13 protein-coding genes are annotated in these 17,313 nt (G+C 59.5%); 4 read left to right on the top strand and 9 right to left on the bottom strand.

The window, feature by feature from the left end:
- Positions 1 to 110: 110 nt before the first annotated feature.
- The 5 genes from AAA021_RS02635 to AAA021_RS02615 all read right to left on the bottom strand — a co-directional run bounded on the left by AAA021_RS02635 (position 111) and on the right by AAA021_RS02615 (position 5,767).
- Positions 111 to 1,874: a lipopolysaccharide core heptose(II) kinase RfaY gene (locus tag AAA021_RS02635; protein WP_347478878.1), complete on the bottom strand. Its 1,764-nt coding sequence runs from the start codon at positions 1,872 to 1,874 to the stop codon at positions 111 to 113.
- 8 nt (positions 1,875 to 1,882) lie between these two features.
- On the bottom strand, positions 1,883 to 2,299 hold the full coding sequence (locus AAA021_RS02630) for a hypothetical protein (RefSeq protein ID WP_195239451.1): 417 nt from the start codon (positions 2,297 to 2,299) through the stop codon (positions 1,883 to 1,885).
- Between the two features lie 99 nt (positions 2,300 to 2,398).
- Positions 2,399 to 3,922, bottom strand: a complete 1,524-nt coding sequence (locus AAA021_RS02625) for a C69 family dipeptidase (RefSeq protein ID WP_195239450.1) — start codon at positions 3,920 to 3,922, stop codon at positions 2,399 to 2,401.
- A 355-nt stretch (positions 3,923 to 4,277) separates the two neighbouring features.
- A complete protein-coding gene (locus AAA021_RS02620) occupies positions 4,278 to 5,132 on the bottom strand; it encodes a bifunctional 5,10-methylenetetrahydrofolate dehydrogenase/5,10-methenyltetrahydrofolate cyclohydrolase (RefSeq protein ID WP_195239449.1) in 855 nt (284 codons plus the stop codon).
- A gap of 2 nt (positions 5,133 to 5,134) precedes the next feature.
- Positions 5,135 to 5,767 (bottom strand): cyclodeaminase/cyclohydrolase family protein, encoded by a 633-nt coding sequence (locus tag AAA021_RS02615; protein ID WP_195502755.1) that lies wholly within the window; start codon positions 5,765 to 5,767, stop codon positions 5,135 to 5,137.
- A 460-nt stretch (positions 5,768 to 6,227) separates the two neighbouring features.
- Here AAA021_RS02615 and AAA021_RS02610 point away from each other — a divergent pair, with 460 nt between their 5' ends.
- Together AAA021_RS02610 and AAA021_RS02605 are read left to right on the top strand one after the other, a co-directional pair.
- Positions 6,228 to 6,815, top strand: a complete 588-nt coding sequence (locus AAA021_RS02610) for a hypothetical protein (protein WP_022095131.1) — start codon at positions 6,228 to 6,230, stop codon at positions 6,813 to 6,815.
- A gap of 305 nt (positions 6,816 to 7,120) precedes the next feature.
- Entirely contained in the window at positions 7,121 to 9,616 is a 2,496-nt protein-coding gene (locus AAA021_RS02605; protein WP_349087828.1) for a phosphatidylinositol-specific phospholipase C, read from the top strand.
- A gap of 94 nt (positions 9,617 to 9,710) precedes the next feature.
- On the opposite strand, the gene AAA021_RS02600 is transcribed toward AAA021_RS02605, so the two are convergent.
- Complete coding sequence (locus AAA021_RS02600; RefSeq protein ID WP_260699243.1) at positions 9,711 to 9,980, bottom strand: hypothetical protein; 270 nt, start codon at positions 9,978 to 9,980, stop codon at positions 9,711 to 9,713.
- 167 nt (positions 9,981 to 10,147) lie between these two features.
- Between AAA021_RS02600 and AAA021_RS02595 the strand changes: the two genes are divergently transcribed.
- Positions 10,148 to 11,197, top strand: a complete 1,050-nt coding sequence (locus AAA021_RS02595; protein WP_349087826.1) for a PDDEXK nuclease domain-containing protein — start codon at positions 10,148 to 10,150, stop codon at positions 11,195 to 11,197.
- Between the two features lie 425 nt (positions 11,198 to 11,622).
- Here AAA021_RS02595 and AAA021_RS02590 read toward each other — a convergent pair whose 3' ends face one another.
- On the bottom strand, positions 11,623 to 12,960 hold the full coding sequence (locus AAA021_RS02590) for a hypothetical protein (RefSeq protein WP_349087825.1): 1,338 nt from the start codon (positions 12,958 to 12,960) through the stop codon (positions 11,623 to 11,625).
- Positions 12,961 to 13,178: 218 nt separating this feature from the next.
- On the opposite strand from AAA021_RS02590, the gene AAA021_RS02585 reads away from it, so the two are divergent.
- The gene (locus AAA021_RS02585; RefSeq protein ID WP_349087824.1) at positions 13,179 to 14,360 is read left to right on the top strand and encodes a cation diffusion facilitator family transporter; all 1,182 of its coding nucleotides are present in this window, start codon (positions 13,179 to 13,181) and stop codon (positions 14,358 to 14,360) included.
- Positions 14,361 to 14,378: 18 nt separating this feature from the next.
- Here the strand turns inward: AAA021_RS02585 and AAA021_RS02580 are convergent, their stop codons facing one another.
- On the bottom strand, positions 14,379 to 15,368 hold the full coding sequence (locus AAA021_RS02580; RefSeq protein WP_349087823.1) for a hypothetical protein: 990 nt from the start codon (positions 15,366 to 15,368) through the stop codon (positions 14,379 to 14,381).
- A gap of 180 nt (positions 15,369 to 15,548) precedes the next feature.
- Positions 15,549 to 17,216 (bottom strand): formate--tetrahydrofolate ligase, encoded by a 1,668-nt coding sequence (locus AAA021_RS02575; RefSeq protein ID WP_196025223.1) that lies wholly within the window; start codon positions 17,214 to 17,216, stop codon positions 15,549 to 15,551.
- Positions 17,217 to 17,313: the final 97 nt, after the last annotated feature.

Raw genomic sequence — 17,313 nt, 5'->3', positions numbered from 1 at the left:
ATCGATTATTACCGTCAAAATGGTATCACGCAAAAGGGCCTCGCACGCAGGCGAAGCCCAAGGTAAAAGCTATTGTTTGCGATAGGAAAATGCGGTGACGGCCGCAGCCTCTAGTGCTTGCCGCCGTGACTGTTGAGCCAGATATTGCGGCCCAGCATAAGCGCCAGCACCAGCGCGCTCACGTAGCCCATAAAGCCAATGACCGGGATACCAAACACAACCGGCTCGATGCGCGCGTAGTACACCACCGACGAACCGATAAACAGACCGGCGATCACAATTGCCATCGACATGCGGTCGATAATCCCACCTAGCTGTCGCAGCGCCTTATCGCTGCTCATGATCTGCGTGTTTACCTTAAGCTGGCCGCGCGTAAGCATACGCGAAGCCAAGCCCAGATACTCGGCCGCCTCGAGCGAGCCCTTCGCCGCGCGATAACTGCTCGCTGCAAAGTCGCGGCTCATCTCGCGCATGCGCGCATAGGTGCTTTTCTCGTTTTTAATATGCGTCTGGATGATCTGGATCATGTTGACGTTGGGCATGTACTCGGTCAACAGGCCCTCGAGCGTCACCATGCCGCGGGCGAACATCGTCACCACGCTCGGCAGCTCAACGTCATTTTTGCGCGCGAGGTTTAACAGCGAGGTCAAAAACTCGCCGATATCCAGGTCTTTAAGGTCGAGCCCGGCAAAGTCGGCAACAATAAAGTCCAAGTCGGACAAAAAGGCCGAATGGTCAAGCTCGGCCGAATCGCCGCGCGTCACGGCAAAGCGCATGAGCGAATCCTTGAGCTTTGGCACGTCGCCCTCGGCCACGGCAAAGATCATATCCTTGACGATGCCACGGTCGTGGCTCGACATGCGTCCGACCATGCCCAAGTCGATAAAGTAGACAATTCCGTCTTTGAGGATGATGTTTCCCGCATGCGGGTCGGCATGGAAAAAGCCGTCGTCGAGCACCTGCGTCGAATAGTCCTCGACGATTGCGGCACCGATCTTTTCCAAGTCATAGCCCTCGGCCACTAAACGTTCAGGATCGGCGATCGAAATGCCGTCGACGTAATCCATAACCACCACGTGCTCGGTGCACAGGTCCAGATAGGATTTAGGGCACGTCACGCCATGAACGCTCTTATGGAACTCGTAGAAGTCGTTGAGGTTTTTGGCCTCGGCCAAAAAGTTGGTCTCCTCGCGAAACGAGGTCCACAACTCCTCGACTACGCCGTGCAGGTCAACGAATTGATCGGTGTTGACGAACTTGGAAACAATGCGCACCACCGAGCGGATGATATCGATGTCCTGCGCCATAACCTGCTGCGCACCGGGGCGCTGCACCTTGACGGCTACGTCCTCGCCCGTCACCAGACGAGCGCGGTGCACCTGCGCGAGCGATGCGCTACCAAGCGGATTGGGGTCGATCGCATCGAACATCTCCCCCAGGCGCAGGCCGTATTCCTCTTCCAAGCAGCGGAGCACTACCTCGTACGGCACCGGCTCCACGTCGGAGCGCAAGCGGCGCAGCTCATCGCAAAAGCGTTGCGGCAGAATCTCGGACCGGTTGGCCAGAATCTGCCCCATCTTGACGAACATGGGGCCGAGCTCCTCGAGCAGGCGGCGCAAGCGAACCGGCGTGAGGTTATCCCACACACGGTACTTTTTGACCAAGCGAACAATCTGCCCAATGCGTTCGCGACGACCCGCCGGTGTGAGCTGATATTCCTCGTCCGGCGCCATCGCGTCGGGCTCCTCGGGGACCATATCGACAGCGCGCGGCTTTTTGCGAGCGCCCGAGACGGCGGCATCAACCTCATCGACAACCGCCGCCTCGTCACCCAGGGGATCTAGTTTGTTGTAATCGGTGGTGGAATCTGCCATCTGCGCTGCTACTCGGCCTCTTCGGTATCCTTCGCATTGTCGGGCTCAACGGACTCGACGGGCACCGAGGTCACGTTGTCCTCGACCGAATCGACGATGTCGCGCACGTGGGCCAGGAAGGCCGTGCGCTCGGACGCGGTCATAACGCGGACGCGAGCAAGGATGAGCTCATCGAGCACGCGCTGGGCCGCGGTCTCGCCCTGCATGCCCAGACGCTCGGTCAGATCGGAGATGGTACCGCCGGCCTGCTCGAACATGTCGGACACACTGCGGGCGATATCGGGAGCGCCGGCGTCCTTGCGAACCTGCTCGCCCTTGGTATTAAGGTCGTCGAGAACCTTCTTGCCGCCTTCGACAGCAACGGCGGCAGCGCCAAAGCCCACGTTAATGGCGCCGTTAACAAGCTGATCGAGTTTCATAACCATGGTTGTCTCCAATCACAAACAACTGCATTGGCGTTCTTGTACCCAAGATTGAGCGAAAGCGACAAAGCGTTTTAGCGCTATTCAATCGACGGGAAATCCCTACCTCACGTTGTCGTTCATCGCGAAAGAGTTCTTCATGGCGCAGCTCGTGGTGTAGAGCACCTTGCCCAGTAGAGCATCGGTCTCCACGCGAACACGCTCGGCAAAGGCCTCATTGGCGCGTGCAAGCTCGGCAGGTACCTCGGCCTCGGGCAGAGCGGCTACGGCAGCATCGACGTCATGGATCTGCTTGTGGCCCATGCCACCGACCTTCTCCTGATAGTCCTCCACAGCGCGGCCGCACTCATGGAAACGGACGTCGGCCAGGGCGCCGATCAGGCGGTTGGCCCAGTAGAAGTTTTCGGACGTCACGCGAGCCTGCGTGTCGGCATAGTACTCGGGCATGGTCTCGACGTTGGCGTACAGAGGGACCAGCGCGTTAAACGAGTTGGAGCCAAAGGCCATCCACTGCACGGCGCGATACGCCGGCTGCGCATAGGGGCGCAGCTGCAACACGGCGAGCTGGCTGTTGCGGTTGATGCCGATGGGGCGATAGGCACCACGCGTAGCGGGCGTGCCCTTGCTGCCGTAGCAGTCGTACTCCGTGCCCTGGTAGTGGCTCGAGAGCACGTACTTGATGTCCTCGATGGTCACCTTGCGCTCGGGCACGCGGCTCCAGGGGATATCGTCGCTCTCGGGCGTGTAGTCGGCGTCGGGGCCATCCCACACGTCGCTGGGGTTGAGGCAGCGCTGCATGTACCAGGCGCGCGGCGTGTTGTAGACATGGTCGCTGTCGCTGTGCGAGCCAAAGGCCTCGCGCGGGTTAAAGACGGCAGCCGGGCCGTCGCTCTCGACGCCCAGCGTCAGGTCCAGATGCCACTCGGCCATCCAGGCGCGCAGGTCGGCGGAGCACATATGGTCGGCCTGGGCGCCCTCGGCGTCATCCAGGTCAAAACTGTCGATGCCCAGCTGGTTGGGCATGGTCACATAGGCGTCGTCAGGCACGCGCTTGGCGATCCAGTGGTGACCGCCGATGGTCTCGAGCCACCAGATCTCGTCCACGTCGCTAAAGGCGATGCCGTTGTTCTCGTAAGTGCCGTAGCGCTCGAGCAGGTCGCCCAAGATACGCACGCCGTCGCGGGCGGACTTGGCATACGGCAGCACCAGGGTCACCATGTCCTCCTCGCCCAGGCCACCGGGCTGCGCCGGCACATAGCCGTCCTCACCCTCGTTGCCCTTGGCGGGCACGTAGTCCACGAGCGGATCGGCGCCGCGGACGCGCTCGTTGGTGGTAAGCGTCTCGGTTGCGGACATGCCAACATTGAGCTCGTTGAAACCGGCCTCGGCCCAGATACCGTGGCCCGGGACAACATCGGGGACGCTCGTATAGCGCATGGGGTTATCGGGCAGCTCAACGGTCAGGTGGCTCAGGACGCTCGTGTAGACACGCGGCTGCTCGTCGGGATGCACTACGCGCATGCGCTTGGGCTCAAATACCCCGTTGGACGAGTCCTCGTTACGCGCGACCAGGGTCGACCCGTCGTAGCTTGCGTTTTTACCGACCAGAATCGTTGTGCACGGCATGCGCATCCTCCTTGAGCGAAGAAATCAAACGGCAACAGTGTATCGCTTCGGCGCAGAAAGGGCGAAACCACGGCCTCGGCAGCCCCCGTGGTCAAAAAATGCCAAATATGAGTACTGTCACAAATTTAGTGGCAGCAAATTGCACTGTTCCGGGCGCCGGGAATCCTCACCTGTCCAAAAACTGAGTCTAGTGATTCCCCATACGTCCAATAAAATTGGCTCTTTAACGATATTACTTATCGCTGAAGAACCAAAATGATCTCAAACATATGTGACTAACTTGGCAACAGTACTCATATTTGGCATTATTTGACCACGGGGTATCTAACCAACCCCCTAAACAGCCTCCAAACGCCTATTTTACCGCGCGCTCAGCCGCCTCGATCACGTGCTTGGCGAGAATTGCTGTCGTCACGGCGCCCACGCCACCCGGCACGGGGGTGATTGCGCCAACAACCGGCTCCGCGGCATCAAAATCGACGTCGCCGACCAGCTTGCCAGCGGCTTCGTCCCAATTAATGCCAACATCGATAATCGCCTGGTCCTCGCAGACCGCATCTGCGCCAATCGTGCGCGCGCGTCCAACGGCGGCAACCACAATGTCGGCAGCACAGCACTCGGCGGCAAGATCGCGCGTATGCGTATGGCACGTCGTCACGGTTGCGTTGCGCGCCGTAAGCATGGCGGCAACGGGGCGGCCAATTACCAGTGAGCGTCCGACCACAGCAACCTTGGCCCCATCCAGCTCAACGCCGTAATGATCCAGCAAAGCAAGCACGGCTTCGGCTGTGCAGGGGGCAAAACCCTCGCCGCGCCCCGAAAGCGTGGTGAGCAGTGAAGCCGGCGTCATGGAGTCAACGTCCTTGGCGGGATCGAGCGCTGCAGCGACGGCGTTCTCGTCAAGGCCGGCGGGCAGCGGGCGAAACATCAGACAGCCATGAACAGCCGAATCGGTATTGATGTCCTCGACGGCCGTCAACAGCTCGTCCTGCGAAACATCGGCAGGAAGCAAAACGCGGCGAGCCTCAATGCCAACCTTCTCGCAGCGCTTGAGGGCACCGCGCTCGTAGGACAGGTCGTCCTCGCGTTCACCTACACGCACGATAGCCAACGTCGGAACAACGCCCCGCTCGCGCAGGGCTGCGCAGCGAGCAGCAAGTTCCTCAGTCAAAGCGCGAGCAACGGGAGCACCTTTCAGCAGTTCAGCCATGGCTATCCTCTCTTCCTTGCAGCGTCGGAGGCGCGGCGCGCCAGCGCATCGGCGCGCGGCAACCATGTGTCGAGCAACTCATCACACGCCGTCTCGAGCTCCTTAGCACGAGCGCGATCCTTCATAGACGTGGTGTTCGCAAAGAGCGTCAAACTCGCGCCTTGCATGGCGGCGCGGCAGAATACGGCGCCGCACGCCACGTCGGACAGCAGCTGTCGGGAGCCCTTGTCCGCCATGTCCTCGAGCAGCGCCAGCGCACGCCCGCAGGCATCCATAATGCGATACGGCGGCATAGCGGCCACATGCAGCGCATCCTGAATCGCGGTCGCTCGAGCCGGATCGTCACGCGGAATACCGTACGCCGCGGACACCTGCCCGTAGGCACGAACGTCCTCGGCAACCAACTCGACAAGCTCCTGGGACAGCTCATCAGCCTGAGCAAACGCGCGCGCCAGGTCATCCGCACGATCAGCAAGCGCGGGATTGGTCGCACCGTAGCGGGCGACCATCCCGCAAAGCGAGGCGCCCAGTGCGCCCACAAAGGCGCTCGCACTACCGCCACCGGGAACCGGCTCGCGAGCAGCCAGCGCTTGGGCAAACTCTCGACAGGTTTTATCCATCATCTCTTGGCTCATACGCACGCACCTTCAAGTCATATACATCGGTCGGGTGGCAACCGCCGACCGACCGCATCAATCACATAATGGTGCTAAGTCTAGCCCATAAGTACATGAGCGTCAGCGCACCTGGCCATCGCGGATTTCTATGACGAACGATAGGCGTCGGCACCGCAAACATGGGACACATGGCCCACCTTTCGAGACTTCCGGACGTCAAAAACTGAGGCATATCTATAAACAAGGAACCTGTTGGGGCAACGCCCACGCACGCGCGCCCCATTAAATCAACGGGCACCTCACCCCGGGGAGGGCCGACAGCATCGGCCCTCCCCTCTTTTGCGACCGCACATATTGCCACTTGTCGGCGCAATTCCAGCCCCCAGAATGGGGCACATGGCCCACCCTAGCGAGCCGTCCACGCGTACAGTAAAGGCAGGTAATCCGTGGGCGGTTACAGATCGAGGAGGACACGACCATGAAAAAGAAGGCCTTTGCGATTCTCACCCTCTGCATAAGCCTCTTTGCCGCAGTTGCCCTGGTGGGCTGCGGTGGCAGCGGCGGCGCTACCGGAAGTGGCGGTGGAGCAGAAAAGCCAGCCGTGGATATGAGGACCGACTTCATTTGGTTTAAGGTCGAGGTCCCCGAGGGCGTCGAGATCACCGACGTCGCAGGCGACACCGCCGACAGGGCCCAGTTTAAGTTCACCGAGAGCGAGCATGCCAGCGACCGCTTCATCCCCGTCTTCGATCCTGACAAGAACGCCGATGAACTGTTCGACTACGAGGCAAAGTGGAAGGCCAACTCCGGATGGACCGAGAGCGATCCCGTTAAGTACAACGGCAAGACCTGGCGCAGCGCCTACTTTACGCACTCGGGCGGCGTAACGACCGAATACTTCACCGACGTTGACGGCGGCAGTGTGTACGTGCGTATCGACAACGTCGAGGAACACAAGGACGCCGTCGAGACCATGATGAAGTCTCTGGAATTTGCCGACGACATCGCCGAGGCCAAGACCGAGGCCATGAACGTCAAGCTCGACGATATCGAGATCAAGCGCTAAGCGACTGGCAAGCGCAACGGGAAACACGGTCGCAGTGCAAACAAGCGACGGTACCCCAGCGCTTCGTACCCAGGGAGGGCCGGTAAACCGACCCTCCCTTTCTTATGCCGGTAGCCGACGAACGCGAGGATGCCGGACGTCGGAACCGCCCCAAATGTGGCAACAGTACGAAAACGACAAACGCCCCAACACGTCCGCCCGCCGATTTATTGTGCCGCGCAGACAATTAAACCAGCATCTTTAAACATCTGAGCAGTATAGTGACCAAAACTATCGCATAACCGAACCCTACGAATGGAGAAGTTATGACCGAACACCACGCCATCAGCCGCCGAGCATTTACGTTGGGCCTTGGACTCGCGGCGTTGTCGCCACTTGCAAGCCTGCCCGAAACCGCGGCATTGGGCATTGGCCCACGAGCGGCATTTGCAGACGACGCTGCCACAGCGTCGGTCAGCCTCGACAATTTCGTCATTCGCCTTCGCCCCGCGGGCTATTTTCGTACCGCAAGCGTTAACGAAGACGGCAACGTCATCGGCAACGTCTGCCATCTGTTTAATGACGGCACGTCCAGCAAGCTCATCCTTGAGAACGTAACGACCAAGAATGACGATACAAACTGGTATGCTATCCGCACCTTGCTCAATTTCGAAGAGCATAAAAAGACGGGCTACAGCATTTGGTCGGTCGATGGCGACTCGGACAAAGACGGAAAGGTCATCCACGTATGGAGTGGCGAGCATGACGGCAAGCCCAGCCGCTCTTTTGCGTTCGAGCGTCAATCAAACGGAACCTATATCATCCGAGACCGCACGGTCGAGAAAGAAACCGAGAAAAAAGACATTAAGTACCTGGCAATAGAATCGAACGGCGAAGACCAGGACAACAATAAGATCTGCCATAAGAGTAAGAGCATTCCGTGGGAGCTCGAACTTATCGGTTACGACATGAAAAAGAACGATGCCACGGTTAGCAGCCTCGACTGGATCACGTACAGCAGCTACGTCGATGGGCCATGTTGGATGAAATACGTCGACGACAACAAGTTCCTCGACGAGCTGAGCATCCCGGGTACGCACGATTCGGGCACCTGTAGCGTGGACAACGACACCGAGCCCCAATCCTCGCAAGTAAAATGCCAGCAGGATTACATTCCCACGCAGTTGCTCGAAGGCATTCGCTATTTTGATATCCGGCTCGGAAAGGGCGACAACCCCGGTATCGACCACGGGGATTACTACCTGCTCAAAAAAGACGCGTACTTTATGCATCTTTCCGATGTCATAGGCTACTTCAAAACGTTTTTGAACGAAAACCCGACAGAAGCGCTCATCATGCTTGTATCACGAGGCAACGACGAGGCTACCGATGACAGTGTTACGACGGCTTTCGCCAAGGTTATGGGCGATAATCCCGATCTGTTCTACACGTCGAGCCATGTCCCCACGCTGGGCGAGGTTCGCGGAAAGATCGTTCTGCTGCGTCGATTTAGGCTCGCGGGCAACAGTGTAAGCGGCCACACGTGGGGCCTCGACCTTACCGAATGGGATGACAAGATCAAGGCTCACTCCGACAGCGCCACTATGTGTCTCGTCCAAGACGCGCGGGGCTTTGAAGCCGCGGGGGAAACAGGCGACAAAGAGCCCTATTGCACCAAGGTATACGCCCAGGACAAGTACAAACTCACGGGAACCGACAAGCTCAGCTGGGTCGATAATGCGCTGAAGGAAACGTCCGGGCGCACGCGCAACGAGGTAGATGTCGAGGACGATAACGGGGCCAAGGAGAAAGTCCTGGAGCGTTGCTGGTCTATCAACTACACCAGCTGCACGGGCTTGTCGCACGGAGGCAATCCTTTTACCTCGGCACGAGTAGTCAACGAGCATCTGTATAAGAGCCCGTACATCAATCCCAGCGGCATCGAGGATACAAAGTCAGATTACCTCAAGCACATTGGCATCATCGCATCCGACTTTGTTGATGCGGCGCTGGCCCGGAGCATCTATCAGCGCAATTACGATACGGAACACAAGCAGACGGCTTCGTACTATCTCCCGTACTATCTCCCGACCCGCATGCGCATGACGTACGGCGACTCGCTGAGCGATGCCTCATTCCAGGATGGCAAGACCGTTGGCGAGGGTCATTTCCGCCTTGCCGACAGCAGCAACGCGCTCAACGCGACAGCTTCGGGCCATGCGTTTGCCATTGAATACGTGGATGTCGACGCCCTGGGCAACGAGACCGTTACGGGGCTGCAGGGCTCTGTGCCCATCGATATCGATCCACGCGCGCTGACGCCCCATTTTGAGGGACTCGAAGGCCTTAAGGCCGGCGAAGACGTGCGCGCCAAGATTGCGGCATCACTCGAGGGCAAGCTCGAAACCGATGCCTGCACGGCCCAGCTCGAGTTTATGCACGGCGCGAACGGCGCTCCGGGCACAGCAATGGCCGAGGGCGAAACATTTGCCGCAGGAACGTACTGGGTGCGCGTGAACGGTCTCTTGGGCGACGCGGCGCAGAACTACACGCTCGCCAGCGACGGAGCCGCAAGCTTTACCGTAGCGGCCTCGGGCAGTGCAGGCGGCGCCGGCACCGGCAGCAGCACGGGCTCCAACGCAGGCAGCGCTGATAAGAATGGTAAGGGCAACAAGGGCAAGGGCTCGGGCGGAAAACTCGCCGACACGGGCGACGGCTCCGGCATTGCCGCCGGGCTCGCCGCTGCCGCCATGGCGACGACGGTCGCCGGCGCAGCAATGCTTGCCAGTGACCGCAAAAACGCTGGGGACGGTAGCGAATAGGCAAGCCGGCCTTTTAGACACATCGACTCAATCGGGGGCGCAGAACACCGTTCTGTGCCCCCGATTTTTACCTTGGCCCGAACGCCGCTATCGGCTACATCACCATGTTCAGCGCGTTAACAAACTCCTGGGCCTTCGCACGGCTGTTCAGGCTAAAGACGCAAGCGGTCAACAGACGATTGCGCAGAAAAACATCGCGGCCTTTGATTCTATTGACGCCCGTAATGTCCTTAAGGTAGACAATCTCGGTGTGCTTGCCGCCAAAAGTGCCCTTCTTGAGTACCTCAATGCGGTTAGGGTAGATCTTGACGTCTTTATACCTACCCGAACCTTTGTCCTGGAATAGCAGCGTGTTGTTGTCCATACACGTCACTCCCGTGGGGTTCGTTAAAACTGTCCCTATGGCCACATTTTAGTCACCGCAAGGCCCCATGCGATGATGTCAGACAGCACAGCAATTCGTGTCCGCGCGAGGCTTTAAACTAAATTCGATAAAGATGCATTCCACAAGAGGAAAGCGGGGCGACAGTGATGGGCGAACTGGTAAACCGTGGAGAATCGGCAATCGTGCCCGAAGGTTTTTACAAGCAGGTCTCCTCGATTCTCAACGCCGCTCGCGACAAGGCCTATACCGCTGTTAACTTTGCGATGGTTGAGGCATATTGGGAGATCGGCAAGAGTATTGTTGATGAACAGGGCGGAGAGGAGCGCGCCAAGTATGGCGATGCACCGATCGACGAACTTGCCGTTAGATTGACTAAGGATTTCGGCAGAGGCTTCAACGCCAGAAGCTTAAGATACATGCGTCAGTTTTATCTTGCGTTCCCAATCCGGAACGCGCTGCGTTCCGAATTGAATTGGACACATTACCGCAGGTTATCGCGTATAACCGACCCTGATGCTCGAACATGGTACATGAACGAATGCGCCGATTCTCGTTGGAGCACGCGTCAGCTCGAACGCCAGATCAACACCATGTTCCGCGAGCGCCTACTTGCCAGCAAGGACAAGGAGGCCGTCACCCAGGAAATCCAAAAGAGCGCCCCGGCTCGTCGCCCCGAGGATATCATCCGCGACCCATATGTACTGGAGTTTTTAGGTTTCTCGGACGATACCGCGTTTCGCGAGAGCGATCTAGAGCAGGCGCTCATCACGCATCTTCAGAAGTTCCTGCTGGAGCTTGGCCGTGGTTTCGCTTTCGAGGCGCGCCAAAAGCGCATCACCTTTGATGGGCGCCATTTCTATATTGACCTTGTTTTTTACAACTATCTGATGCGCTGCTTCGTGCTCATCGACCTTAAGACGGACGACCTTACGCATCAGGACCTGGGCCAGATGCAAATGTATGTGAACTACTACACGCGCGAGCTTATGAACGAAGGCGACAATCCGCCCATAGGCATCGTGCTCTGCGCGGACAAAAGCGATTCGATTGTCGAGTACACGCTGCCCGAAGACAACGACCAAGTGTTTGCCGCCAAATACCTGCCGTATCTTCCAAGCAAGGAAGAGCTGGCGCGCGAACTGAGCGCCGAGTACCGCGCCATCAACGAAGCGACTAATGGCGAAACGCAAGGGTAGCAGCACGTTGCGACCGAAGCCACCGCAGCCGTCGCAGGCGCACTCGCGGTTGCGACGCACGCTACGAAACAATACCGGTCATGGACGCCGGCAACGACATTCTAGCCGTGGCTGGCGAGCGTGACCTGACAGGCAAAGACGCGGCCTTCGTCTGATGTGGGTCCATTGGCTGCCACAGAAAAGGGCCGGTTGCAGCCGGCCCTTTAGACGATAATACCCGCGTTGCCCGCGCTTCCGAAGTGTGACTAGCTGAGGAGCGGGTTCCGCGGCACAACCTGATTTTACCCGGTGGGGCGGCTCTTTTGCAGCCGTTCCACCGTTTATTTATATCTGGCACCCTCAAACAATCAGACGGCAGCCCGCACTCCTGAGAGCCGCCCCATATCCCTGGCTATCGCGTCATAAGACTAACCAGCACCGCTCCCCTACTTCCCAAATAGCGCACCCAGCAGACCGCGGCGTTTGGGCTTCTCCTCTCGGTAGGAACCCTCGGCAACCGCTGCAACCTGGCGCGGTTGCTCGCCGCCTCCACGGCGCACGATCTGGTACAGGAAGGGTGATTTAACATATTTGATCTCGACGGGCGTGGCGTGCACGGTGCTCTCACCGGACAGATGCAGGCTCGAGCTGAGCGGCGCCACGATATGCGTTTCGCGCTTGTCGCTAAACACCACCGCGGCCGCACGACCCGTCTGGCCGTTTACGGCGATGCGCACCTGCTCGCCGTCGCGGCTGTCCGTTGCCGGACGGTCGACAAAGTACACTGGCACCATAACTAGGCCGTCCTTGTGCTTGCGGGCCTTGCATGCCCACGTGCGGATGCTCTTTTTATTGAGCCCCAGTACAGCCTCGGCGTCGTTGCCCGCAACGTCGAGCGCCAACTTATCAATAACCACCTGGTCCTTGGTAGACGCATCGACGGAGACAACGCGAAAGTCACCTTCCTGCATGGCCGGGTCAAACGGCCCAACCTTGGCAAAGTCCCACGGCTCCAAAATGCCCATGAGGCGAACGTCCAGGTAGTTTGCCTTGGGGTATGCCCAGTCGAGCACCTCGTAGTACACCAAGGTCTCCTTGCTCAGGCCCTTGCCTGGGAAGGACGCCATCATGCGCAGGTCCGCCAGCGCCATGGGGAAATAGAAGAGCATCATGTCGTTTTGGATCGCATCTTCCACGTCGTGCCCGGCAAAGGCTTCCGCATACTGGCGCACCAGCTGCAGTGCGCTGGCACGTGCCTGCTGCGGCGAGATTTCGCAGGGAATACCCTGCCCAGGTACATACTCCGCACCTACGCCCATGGTCAGGCGCTTGCTAAACGTCCCCGGCTTGAGCAGGTCGGCAATGCCGATCTTGTTGCCGCAGGACGGGCACTCAAACACGCGCTGGGTCGACTCGCCCTCAAAGGACGCACCACAGAAGGGGCAAGGAATGCTCACATGCGTGGCCTCTTGGAACTCCTGCGCCGTGCCGCGATCCTCCCACAGCAGATGTTCCAGAACTGACTGATTGCGCCAGTGCGAATTGAAGAAATACCAGTCCGGGTCCTCCGGGCGCTCGAGTTGCGACACATGCGTGAGCTTGAGCAGTCCATCCACCACCGTTAGCGGCGTATGGCGAATGCCCAGGGCGCTCTTGGGCTCCCCCGCATCAGCCTGCCACGGAACGACCGTGCCGCAATAGGCGCACTCAAAGCTGCGCTTAGCCTGGTGCGAGTACATAGGGCCGCCGCAGTTTTGACATTTAATGGCAAACATCTCGTCCATGGAAACGTCCTCCTTTGCACAGGGGCTGTCGACATTAAGTATGTCGAGCAAGCAGGCACATGCCCATACCCATGTGGCCCAAAATGGACCACCCAGGCAGACGAGAAGGCTCGCTCGTTAGCACCGGCAGACTATTGCTGCATTTTCTGAGCATCGGTGCACGGCGCCCCCGCGCGAGCTACACTATCCCCTTAAACATGATTGTGAGGACGACCGCTATGCTATTTGTAAATCGGCTGGTACATACGCTTGTTCCCGGCAGCGAGAGCGAGCCGGTCGATGCATCTTGCCGCACCAACGCGGGCTTTTCCGCAAGCCTCGTCTGCATTGGCCTCAACATCACCCTGTGCCTGGCCAAGGGCATCGCGGGCCTGCTCGCCGGCTCCGTCTCCCTCATCGCCGACGCTTTCAACAACCTCTCCGATGCCTCGAGCAACATCGTGAGTCTGCTCGGGTTCCGCCTTGCCAGCCGCCCGGCAGACGAAGGCCACCCCTATGGCCACGGTCGCTATGAGTACCTAGCCGGCCTGTTCGTCGCCGTCCTGGTTTGCGCCGTCGGCATCAATCTGATCCTCGAGTCGGTCACCAAGATCATCAAGCCTTCCCCCACCGCTTACACGTTCATTTCCCTTGCGGCACTGGCTACGTCCATGCTCGTAAAGCTCTGGATGGCCGCGTTCAACCGCACGCTGGGTAACCGCATCGATTCCGAAACGCTCATCGCCACGGCGCAGGACTCCAAAAACGACGTCATCACCTCGGGCTCGGTCTTGGTGGCGGCGCTTATTTCGCAGACGACCGGCTTTGACCTCGATGGCTGGGCAGGCCTGGGTGTGGGCATCTTCATCTGCATCAGCGGCATGAGCCTAGTGCGCGACGCCATCAGCCCGTTGCTGGGGCAAGCGCCCGACCCCAAGCTCGTCCAAGCAATCCGCGACAAGATCATGTCCTATCCGCAGGTCTTGGGCACACACGACCTGATGGTGCACGACTACGGCCCCGGTCGTCAGTTTGCCAGCGCCCACGTGGAGATGCCCGGCGAGGGCGACGCGTTTGAGCACCACGAGATTCTGGACACCATCGAGCACGACATCAAGCGCCAGATGGGCATTGGTATCACGCTGCACTGCGACCCCATCGCGACAACCGGCGATGACTTGCGCGGCTGGGTCAAGCGCGGCGTCATGCAGATCGATCCCGCGCTCTCCATCCACGATCTGCACGAGCACAACGGGTTCGTTTCGTTTGACCTGGTGCGTCCCGACGGCTTTGACATATCCGACGAGGAGCTGCTGGAGCTCGTCACGCGCATCGTGCACGAGCGCCGACCCGATGCCTCATGCGTCGTTACGTTTGACTCGGGCTTTAGCTCGCCCGAGCGTCCGGCCGAGCAGCTGTAGCCCCGCTCCGCTCGTCCGCTAGTTTCCCTGCGCGCCCGAGATGCCGTTTTGCAGTGCGTTCCAGGCATCCGTCGCCATGTCGCCCAAGTTCTGCGCGGTATCGCCCAGATTTTGTGCCGTATCGCCCAGCTCTTGCGCCTTGTCTCCCAACTCCTGCGCCTTGTTGCTCAAGTCCTCCAGCGTATTGGAGCTCGAGCTGTCGGTACCGCTTTGGCCGTCGGACGAGTTGCCCGAACTGTTCTTGTGCGTGAGTTGAATTTCGAGGTTGCCGTTGTCGTTATAGTAGGCAGAAGTAACGACCCAGTTGGCATCGACGACGGGCGTTGAGCCATCATCAGTCAGGACCACGGCATTCGAAAGATCGGCGCCGCGCGACTTGAGGATCTTCTTGGCGTTGGACCAGTACTGCCCCGGGATATCGCTCAGATCGACGGTGCCAGACGAGGCAGACTCGGTTTGCTCGGCAGTGGTATCGGCCGTTGAACTCCCCCGCTTGTTGAGCATGCCCGACACGATGGCAAACACAATCGACAGCGCAAAGAAGATCGCCAGCACGATGAGGATCTTCTTGATCACGCTCGACGAACGCGACGGCGTCTCTTCCTCGTCCTCGCCATATTGCGGAATCGACTTGGGGTACTCGCGATACGGCTCGCGCGACTCGTAGCGAGGCTGCGCCGTGCGAGGCATATACGTCGTCTGCTGAGGCTGCGGAATGGGATTCTGCGGCAGGTCATCATAGGGATTCGGCGTCGAGGCGGCATAAGAATCCTGCGGCGCGTAATCAAACGGGTCTGCCGCCGCGTTGCCATAGGGGCTTTGCAAAGATGCAGCGTAAGGGTCCTGCGCCGCGTCGCCATAGCCCATAACTCGTGTGGGCTCGGCAGAAGGCTGCGTCGCGGCGGGGTCGACATAACCGGGGTTGGGAACAACGCGGGTCGCATCGGCGCTATCGCCAGCCTGCGCGGAACCGCAGCCGCCCATCACGGTTGTCTTGTCCTGATCCATGCAACGATTCCTTTCCGTCGCCTGTAAGCATCAAGTTATCCATGCATTCTACCAGCGCAAAAGCCTATGATGGGCAGAGTCCGTCGGTATCTACAAGACATGCGCGGGCCTAAGGATCAAAAAGCCCCGCCGGGCCTTGGTAGGCGCGACGGGGCGGGCAAGCGGCTATGAGCAGCGAGCTTAGAACAGGCCGGTGATGTTGCCGTCGTTGTCGACGTCGATGTTCTCGGCCGCAGGGACCTTGGGCAGGCCCGGCATGGTCAGAACACTGCCAGTCAGTGCGACCACAAAGTGGGCGCCGGCGGAAACCTTGAGCTCACGCACGGTGATGCGGAAGTTCTCGGGAGCGCCCAGGGCCTTGGCGTTGTCGCTAAAGCTGTACTGCGTCTTGGCGACGCACACCGGCAGGTTGCCAAAGCCATTCTCGCGCAGCTCGGCGAGCTGGCGCTTGGCGGCCGGCGTAAAGTCAACGCCGTCGGCGCGGTAGACCTTGGTGGCAACGGCCTCGAGGGCATCAGCGACATCAGCGCCGTCCTCATAGGCAAACTTGAGCTCGCTCGGCTGCTCAATCAGACGCATGACCTCATCGGCAAGCTCGAGCGCGCCCTCGCCGCCCTTGGCCCAGACCTCGGAAAGCTTAACGTTGACGCCGAGCTTCTGGCACTCGGACTCGATGAGAGCAAGCTCGGCCTCGGTGTCCGTCGGGAAGCGATTGATGGCGACCACGCAGGGCAGACCATATACGTTCTGGATGTTGTCGACGTGACGCAACAGGTTGGGCATGCCAGCCTTGAGTGCCTCGAGGTTCTCCTCGTTGAGATCGGCCTTGGCGACGCCACCGTTGTACTTAAGCGCACGAGCGGTGGCGACGACCACGACGGCGTTGGGACGAACGCCCGTCATGCGGCACTTGATGTCCAGGAATTTCTCGGCACCCAGGTCGGCACCAAAGCCCGCCTCGGTAATGGCGACATCGCCAAAACGCATAGCCATACGCGTGGCCATGATGGAGTTGCAGCCGTGGGCGATATTGGCGAAGGGACCGCCGTGGACAAACGCGGGCGTGCCCTCGAGCGTCTGCACCAGATTGGGCTTGAGCGCATCCTTGAGCAGTGCGGCCATAGCTCCCTGGGCCTTAAGGTCGCGGGCGCGGACGGGCTCGCCGGCATAGCTATAGCCGACAACGATCTCGCCCAAGCGCTCCTTAAGATCGCTGATGCTCGTGGACAGGCACAGGATCGCCATGACCTCGGAGGCAACGGTGATATCGAAGCCGTCCTCGCGCGGCACGCCCTGGGCCTTACCGCCAATGCCGTCGATGACGTGGCGCAGCTGACGGTCGTTCATATCGACGACGCGCTTCCAAGTGATGCGCTTAACGTCAATACCGAGCTGATTGCCCTGCTGGATGTGGTTATCAAGCATGGCGGCCAGCAGGTTATTGGCGGCACCGATAGCGTGGAAGTCGCCGGTAAAGTGCAGGTTGATATCCTCCATGGGGATGACCTGAGCCCAGCCGCCGCCGGCAGCACCGCCCTTAACGCCAAAGACGGGGCCGAGCGAAGGCTCGCGCAGGGCCACGGCACTCTTGACGCCGCGACGACGCAGGCCATCGGCCAGACCGATGGTCGTGGTGGTCTTGCCCTCGCCCGCAGGCGTGGGGTTGATGGCGGTCACGAGGACAAGCTTGGCCTGGTGATCAGTCGGCTCGTTGAGCAGTGAATAGTCGACCTTAGCCTTGTCGAAGCCGTACGGAATCAGGTGCTTAACGTCGACGCCGGCGTTCTTGGCCACCTCGGTAATAGGCAGTGGCGTGACAGAACGTGCGATTTCGATGTCAGTAGGCATGGGCGGTCCTTTCGTTACCGAATGAGAAAAAGACCAATTCAGCATAGCACGGGCGCGCAATAGTAAAACGCCCATAACCGATGAACGGCGATATGTT

It is taken from the genome of Collinsella sp. CLA-JM-H32 (genome assembly GCF_040098165.1).
Classification (GTDB): domain Bacteria; phylum Actinomycetota; class Coriobacteriia; order Coriobacteriales; family Coriobacteriaceae; genus Collinsella.
Note: the sequence above shows the minus strand (reverse complement) of the source record. Positions and strands in the feature narration are given on the sequence as shown.

Coding starts and splice junctions, on each gene's coding strand:
- AAA021_RS02610 (WP_022095131.1), top strand. CDS start 6,228: ATGAAAAAGAAGGCCTTTGCGATTCTCACCCTCTGCATAAGCCTCTTT.
- AAA021_RS02605 (WP_349087828.1), top strand. CDS start 7,121: ATGACCGAACACCACGCCATCAGCCGCCGAGCATTTACGTTGGGCCTT.
- AAA021_RS02630 (WP_195239451.1), bottom strand. CDS start 2,299: ATGGTTATGAAACTCGATCAGCTTGTTAACGGCGCCATTAACGTGGGC.
- AAA021_RS02595 (WP_349087826.1), top strand. CDS start 10,148: ATGGGCGAACTGGTAAACCGTGGAGAATCGGCAATCGTGCCCGAAGGT.
- AAA021_RS02625 (WP_195239450.1), bottom strand. CDS start 3,922: ATGCCGTGCACAACGATTCTGGTCGGTAAAAACGCAAGCTACGACGGG.
- AAA021_RS02600 (WP_260699243.1), bottom strand. CDS start 9,980: ATGGACAACAACACGCTGCTATTCCAGGACAAAGGTTCGGGTAGGTAT.
- AAA021_RS02620 (WP_195239449.1), bottom strand. CDS start 5,132: ATGGCTGAACTGCTGAAAGGTGCTCCCGTTGCTCGCGCTTTGACTGAG.
- AAA021_RS02590 (WP_349087825.1), bottom strand. CDS start 12,960: ATGGACGAGATGTTTGCCATTAAATGTCAAAACTGCGGCGGCCCTATG.
- AAA021_RS02580 (WP_349087823.1), bottom strand. CDS start 15,368: ATGGATCAGGACAAGACAACCGTGATGGGCGGCTGCGGTTCCGCGCAG.
- AAA021_RS02585 (WP_349087824.1), top strand. CDS start 13,179: ATGCTATTTGTAAATCGGCTGGTACATACGCTTGTTCCCGGCAGCGAG.
- AAA021_RS02615 (WP_195502755.1), bottom strand. CDS start 5,767: ATGAGCCAAGAGATGATGGATAAAACCTGTCGAGAGTTTGCCCAAGCG.
- AAA021_RS02635 (WP_347478878.1), bottom strand. CDS start 1,874: ATGGCAGATTCCACCACCGATTACAACAAACTAGATCCCCTGGGTGAC.
- AAA021_RS02575 (WP_196025223.1), bottom strand. CDS start 17,216: ATGCCTACTGACATCGAAATCGCACGTTCTGTCACGCCACTGCCTATT.